Origin of the sequence: Bradyrhizobium sp. 31Argb (genome assembly GCF_043638955.1) — a bacterium.
Lineage (GTDB): Bacteria > Pseudomonadota > Alphaproteobacteria > Rhizobiales > Xanthobacteraceae > Bradyrhizobium.
In genome coordinates, this window is the sequence record NZ_JBEGDB010000391.1 from 1 (window position 1) to 5716 (window position 5716).

The window sequence follows — 5716 nt, forward strand, 5'->3', positions numbered from 1 at the left end:
GTGGACGCCGGTTCGCGTGAAGAAAACGCGTCAAAGCAAGAATCTAGAGCTTCGGTTCTGATTCAATCAGAACCGAAAATGCTCTAGCCGCCGAACTCCCGTCGCCGCGACGCCCGCCACACCGTCCACAGCACCCGCAGCCGCGATGTGACCTGTGGGGCGAACGGGTCCGTGCTGGTCCGCGACATCCGCGCGAGATCGCGCTCGAGGAGCGCCAATGGCAGGAAGATCGGCCGCATCGCCGGCGAAACCGTCGGCAACAGCGAGAGCGCGGTCTTCAAATGGCTCGTCGCCTCGCCGATGAGCTGGTCGATCGCAGCGCGCAGTTGCGGCGTCTGCTTGCCGGAGAATACGTCTTCGATTCCGCCGCCGTGCTGCTCAAGGAACTGCAGCGGCAGGAACAATTGCCGCCGCGAAGCATCGCGCGGCAATGCGGCGATCACTTGCGCGATACCTTGCGCGAGCCCGGCGTGCCGCGCGAGGTGATCAATTTCTTCTGACGGCCGCGCCATCACGCGCGCAGCGAGCGAGAACAGCGCCGAGGCGGTCTCGTTGAGATAGCCCTCGAGCGCTGCCATCGACGGCATCGGATCGTTGTAGAGATCGAACTGATGCTCCTCGACCAACCGCGACAGCGGCTCGACGGGGAGCCGGAAATTCCTGATCGCGAGCAACAGCTCCGCAGCGACCGGGTTGCCTTCGACGCTGCCATGGCCACTGCCTGCGAGCATGTCGGTCCACCATTGCAGGCGTATCTCGCCGGGCAAGGGTTGGCTGACGAGCTCATGAACGCGGGAAATTTCGGCGTTGAAGGCGTAGATCGCGAGCAGCGCGCGGCGTTCGACCGCCGGCACGAACAGCGTGGAGGCATAGCGCGCGAAATCATGGGTGCGCACCAGCTCGGCGCAGAACGCCGCGGCGTCCGTGCCGCCGGGCTCGCTCATGGCACTGCGATCAGCGCCGCCGCCACCCGCCGCCGCTCGCCCATCATGATGTTGTAGGTGCGGATCGCAGGTCCCGTCTGCATCGTATCCAGCACCACATGCACCGCGCGCAAGGCGTCGCGCAGCGCCTTGGGCGCTATCCATGTTTCTGTTCCGGTGCCGACGATCAGCGTGTCAATGATGTTGGCCTTCGCGAACACACGCTCGAGCGAGTATCGGTCGATCTGCTGCGGAGTCGTCACCGGCCAGGCCCAGATCCCATCGGGCAGGCAGAGCAGTGAGCCGCGATGCGACATGTCGGCAAAGGCGAAGCCGCCCTTGCCGTAGGCCTCGATCGGCGCCGACCTCGGAAGATGTGGAGCGTCCGAGGATTGAGCCATGACCAGCTACTTCTTTGCCGCTGCTTCCGGCTTCTTGGCCGGCGTCTCCGGCGCGTCCCCACGTACGGTGCCCACGCCGAGATAGATCAGGATCGGCGCCGCGATGAAGATCGAGGTGTAGGTACCGACCAGCACCACGCCGAACATCATCACCGCGGTGAAGCTGTGGATGGCGTTACCACCAAACAGCAGCAGCGCCAGCAGCGCGAGCGTCACGGTGACGTGGGTGATGATCGAGCGCGACAGCGTCGAGTTGATCGATTCGTTGAGGAGCTGCGGCATCGGCATCTTCTTGTAACGCCGCAGCATCTCGCGGATACGGTCGTAGATCACGACCGTGTCGTTGAGCGAGTAGCCGAGAATCGTCAACAGCGCCGCGATGCTGGTGAGGTCGAAATCAACCTGCGAGATCGACATGAAGCCGATGGTCAGCACGATATCGTGGACGTTGGCGATCATGGCGCCGAGCGCGAACTGCCATTCGAAGCGGAACCAGAGATAGATCAGGATGCCGACGATCGCGAGCATCAGGCCGAGCATGCCGTAGGCCAGGAGTTCGCCGGAGACACGCGGGCCCACCACCTCGACACGGCGATACTCGACGGAATCGCCCAGCGCGCCGCGGACCTTCTGCACGGCCTCCTGCTGCGCGCTGTCGCCGCCGGGCTGCTCGGCGACGCGGATCAACACGTTGGCCGGACCGCCGAACTGCTGCAACTGGACCTCACCGAGGTTCAAAGTGCTGAGCGTGGCGCGCATCGCGGCGATATCGGCGTTGCCGGATTTGGCCTGCACTTCCAGCAGCGTGCCGCCCCGGAAGTCGATGCCGAAATTCAGGCCGTGGGTGAAGAACAGCGTGATCGCGATGATCGAGAGCACCGCCGAGATCGGGAAGCTGATGCGGCGGAAGCGCGTGAAATCGAAATGCGTGTTGTCCGGGACGATGCGCAGCGGCGGCAGGATGCCGAGCGCGGCGACGACGGTCAGCACGGCGATCAGGATGCCAAGGCCAATGAGAACATAATGAGTCACAACAGGCCTCTCAGATCGGCACGGTCTTTTGCGGCCGCTTCCACCACACCCACCACGCGACGATCAGCCGCGTGAGCGTAAACGCGGTGAAGACCGTGGTAATGATGCCGATCCCGAGCGTGACGGCGAAGCCGCGCACCGGACCGGTACCGATGTAGAACAGCACCGCGGCGGCGATGAAGGTGGTGATGTTGGAGTCGAGGATGGTCGCGAGCGCGCGCTTGAAGCCGGCATCGATCGCCGAGATCGCGTTGCGCCCGCCCCGCAATTCCTCGCGGATACGCTCATAGATCAGCACGTTGGAGTCCACCGCGATGCCGACCGTGAGCACGATGCCGGCGATGCCGGGCAGCGTCAGCGTGGCGTTCAAAAGCGACAACAGGCCAAAGATCATCGCGACGTTGACGGCCACGGCGATGTTGGCGAACACGCCGAACAGCCGATACGTCAGAAGCATGAACACGATGACCAGGATCGAGCCGACATAGGCCGCCAGTTCGCCCTTCTCGATCGAATCCTGGCCGAGCCCCGGACCGACCGTGCGCTCCTCGATCACCGTCAGCGGCGCCGGCAGCGCGCCGGCACGCAAGAGGATCGCGAGATCGTTGGCGGACTGAACCGTGAAGCTGCCCGAGATCTGGCCCTGGCCGCCGGTGATCGGCTCACGGATCACGGGCGCGGAGATCACCTCATTGTCGAGGATGATGGCGAAGGGCTGGCCGACATTCTCGGTCGTGGCCTGGGCGAATTTCCGCGCGCCCGAGGTGTTGAAGCGGAAACTGACGATCGGCTCGCCGGTGCGCTGGTCGAACCCCGGCTGCGCGTCGGTCAGGTCGCCGCCGGAGACCAGCACCTGTTTCTTGACGACGTACGGGATCTTCGGCGTCGACGCGCTCATCAGGAGTTCGGAGTCAGGCGGAACCCTGCCCTGCTGGGCCTGGTCGGGCGACACCGAGGTGTCGACCATCCGGAATTCCATCTTCGCGGTCTTGCCGAGCAGCTCCTTCAGGCGTGTCGGGTCCTGCAGACCCGGCACCTGCACCAGGATGCGGTCGGTGCCCTGGCGCTGGATCACGGGCTCGACAGTGCCGAGCTGGTTGACGCGGCGCTCGACGATCTGGATCGACTGCTCGATGGTCTGGCGGATGCGCTCGGTGATGGCGGCCTGCGGCACGGTCAGGCGGATCAGCCCGCCGCCGGCATCGGACACTTCGAGGCTGCGCTGGCCGCTGGAACCGAGCAGGCCGCCGAGCGGCTGCGAGAGCTCACGCAGCTTGGAGAGCGCGGTCGGCAGGTCGGTATCGCGGCTGATCCGTACCTCCACGGCATCATTGCGCGCGTTGAGACCGGTGTAGCCGATCTTGGCGTCGCGCAGCACGCGCCGCGCGTCGTCGCGGATCTGGTCGAGCTTCTCTTTCTTCACATAGTTGGAATCGACCTCGAGCAGCAGATAGGAGCCGCCCTGCAGGTCGAGGCCGAGCACCAGGCGCCGCTGCGCCCACCCCGGCCAGGTCTTGACCTGGGATTCCGGGAAGAAGTTCGGCACGGCGCAAAGGCACACCACGAGCGCCGTGAGAATGATTCCCAGCGCCTTCCACCGCGTGAAATACAACATCGGGTTGACCTGTCAGATCGGAAATTGCGGCGCGACAATCAGCTCGCTGACGTCTCGTCCTTGGCCTCGGCCTTTTCCTTCGCCGGCTCGCCCTTGGTGCGCACGCCCGAGATCATCTGCCGCATCTGCCGCACCCGGACGCCATCGGAGATTTCGAACTCGATCTGGTCGTCGTCGACCACCTTGGTCACCTTGCCGACGAGGCCGCCCGAGGTCACGATGGTGTCGCCGCGACGGATGTTTTTGACCAGCTCGGCATGATCTTTCACCTTCTTCTGCTGCGGGCGCAGAATCAGGAAGTACATGATCACGAAGATCAGCGCGAACGGCAAAAGCGACATCAACATGCTGTTGGCATCGCCGCCGGCTCCGGCCTGGGCAAACGCAGGAGTAATCAGCATTCGGACAATCCTCGTGAGACGGGAGAAGGACCGGCGACGCCTGGCGCGTCAAGCCCGGTCCGGGCAAATTCGCGCGGACTATAGCGGCGGCCGGCCCAATTGCAACGTTAACAGCCCCTCATTTAGGCCGCTTGCGGCAGCCGCCAAGGCCCGTTAAAGCCTGCCCCGTCAGGAACTGCGCAAATGTCGAAAAAAGCCAAAAAATCAGCGCCTCGCGCCATGCCCAAACTGGCCTCCAAAGGCCCCCGCAAAACCGCGACAAAAGGTCCGGCAAGCGAGCTCAACGGCGACACCGCGGAGCGGATCGCAAACGCCCTGGAGGCGATCTCGCGCCACCTCTCCGCCGCCGCCCCGGACGCGGATGCAAGCGAGCAGCTTGGCGCGGCCGATGCCTTCGTCTGGCATCCGGACGGACGGCTCTCGAAGGTCGCCCGCGTCAGCCGCGTCGAGATCTTCCTGCTCAAGGGGATCGACCGGATGCGCGACATCCTGATCGAAAATACCGAGCGCTTCGCCAATGGGCTGCCCGCCAATAACGCGCTGCTCTGGGGCGCGCGCGGCATGGGGAAGTCGTCTCTCGTGAAGGCCGCACATGCCAGCATCAATCTCGACCGCAAGCCTGCGGATCGGTTGAAGCTGATCGAGATCCATCGCGAGGATATCGAGAGCCTGCCGATGCTGATGGAAGTGCTGCGCGCCTCCGATTTCCGCTTCATCGTGTTCTGCGACGACCTCTCTTTCGACGGCAACGACGCCTCGTACAAGTCGCTGAAGGCAGTGCTGGAGGGCGGCATCGAGGGACGTCCCGAGAACGTCATCCTTTATGCCACTTCCAACCGCAGGCATTTGCTCGCGCGTGAGATGATCGAGAACGAGCGCTCGACCGCGATCAATCCCGGCGAAGCGGTCGAGGAGAAGGTCTCATTGTCCGACCGCTTCGGCCTGTGGCTCGGCTTCCACCGCTGTAGTCAGGATGAATACCTCGCCATGGTCAGAGGCTATTGCGACCATTTCGGCATCAAGATCGATGGCGAGGAATTGGAGCGCGAGGCACTGGAATGGTCGACCACCCGCGGCTCCCGCTCCGGCCGCGTCGCGTGGCAGTTCACGCAGGAATTGGCCGGCCGGCTCGGCGTGAGGCTGACGGGCAAGTAAGCGCGCAATCCCGTAGCCCGGATGGAGCGAATCGCAATCCGGGGCCGTGCTCATGCGCATAGACCGATCCCGGATTACGCTTCCAGGCTGGGCAAGAATTGGGATCAGGCGACCAAGTGGAGGCTGAAGGGATTTGGCGCGGGATTTTGCTGTAGGCGGCGGCGAAAGTCGCCTATGAGGGCGTTGGCG

6 protein-coding genes are annotated in these 5716 nt (G+C 64.2%); 1 reads left to right on the plus strand and 5 read right to left on the minus strand.

Annotated elements, in window-relative coordinates:
• Positions 1-83: 83 nt before the first annotated feature.
• From AAFX91_RS38230 to yajC, 5 genes are read right to left on the minus strand one after another with little or no spacing between them, the layout of a single operon-like run.
• Positions 84-944, minus strand: coding sequence for a phytoene/squalene synthase family protein (locus AAFX91_RS38230; RefSeq protein ID WP_282527097.1), 861 nt, complete (start codon positions 942-944; stop codon positions 84-86).
• A complete protein-coding gene (locus tag AAFX91_RS38235) occupies positions 941-1324 on the minus strand; it encodes an Mth938-like domain-containing protein (protein WP_027579068.1) in 384 nt (127 codons plus the stop codon). Before AAFX91_RS38235 ends, AAFX91_RS38230 begins: the two co-directional genes overlap by 4 nt.
• Before the next feature lie 6 nt (positions 1325-1330).
• Positions 1331-2356 carry a protein translocase subunit SecF gene (secF, locus tag AAFX91_RS38240; protein ID WP_130581291.1) on the minus strand — a complete coding sequence of 342 codons (1026 nt, stop codon included), beginning with the start codon at positions 2354-2356 and terminating at the stop codon, positions 1331-1333.
• 10 nt (positions 2357-2366) lie between these two features.
• The gene (gene secD, locus AAFX91_RS38245) at positions 2367-3971 is read right to left on the minus strand and encodes a protein translocase subunit SecD (RefSeq protein WP_130581290.1); all 1605 of its coding nucleotides are present in this window, start codon (positions 3969-3971) and stop codon (positions 2367-2369) included.
• Positions 3972-4009: 38 nt separating this feature from the next.
• Positions 4010-4372: a preprotein translocase subunit YajC gene (gene yajC / locus AAFX91_RS38250; RefSeq protein ID WP_130581289.1), complete on the minus strand. Its 363-nt coding sequence runs from the start codon at positions 4370-4372 to the stop codon at positions 4010-4012.
• Positions 4373-4555: 183 nt separating this feature from the next.
• Here yajC and AAFX91_RS38255 point away from each other — a divergent pair, with 183 nt between their 5' ends.
• Positions 4556-5527: an ATP-binding protein gene (locus AAFX91_RS38255; RefSeq protein ID WP_130581288.1), complete on the plus strand. Its 972-nt coding sequence runs from the start codon at positions 4556-4558 to the stop codon at positions 5525-5527.
• The last annotated feature ends 189 nt before the right edge of the window (positions 5528-5716 follow it).

Bases quoted from the DNA above. Each gene is read 5' to 3' on its own strand.
- secD (WP_130581290.1), bottom strand. From the start codon at position 3,971: ATGTTGTATTTCACGCGGTGGAAGGCGCTGGGAATCATTCTCACGGCG.
- AAFX91_RS38255 (WP_130581288.1), top strand. From the start codon at position 4,556: ATGTCGAAAAAAGCCAAAAAATCAGCGCCTCGCGCCATGCCCAAACTG.
- yajC (WP_130581289.1), bottom strand. From the start codon at position 4,372: ATGCTGATTACTCCTGCGTTTGCCCAGGCCGGAGCCGGCGGCGATGCC.
- AAFX91_RS38235 (WP_027579068.1), bottom strand. From the start codon at position 1,324: ATGGCTCAATCCTCGGACGCTCCACATCTTCCGAGGTCGGCGCCGATC.
- AAFX91_RS38230 (WP_282527097.1), bottom strand. From the start codon at position 944: ATGAGCGAGCCCGGCGGCACGGACGCCGCGGCGTTCTGCGCCGAGCTG.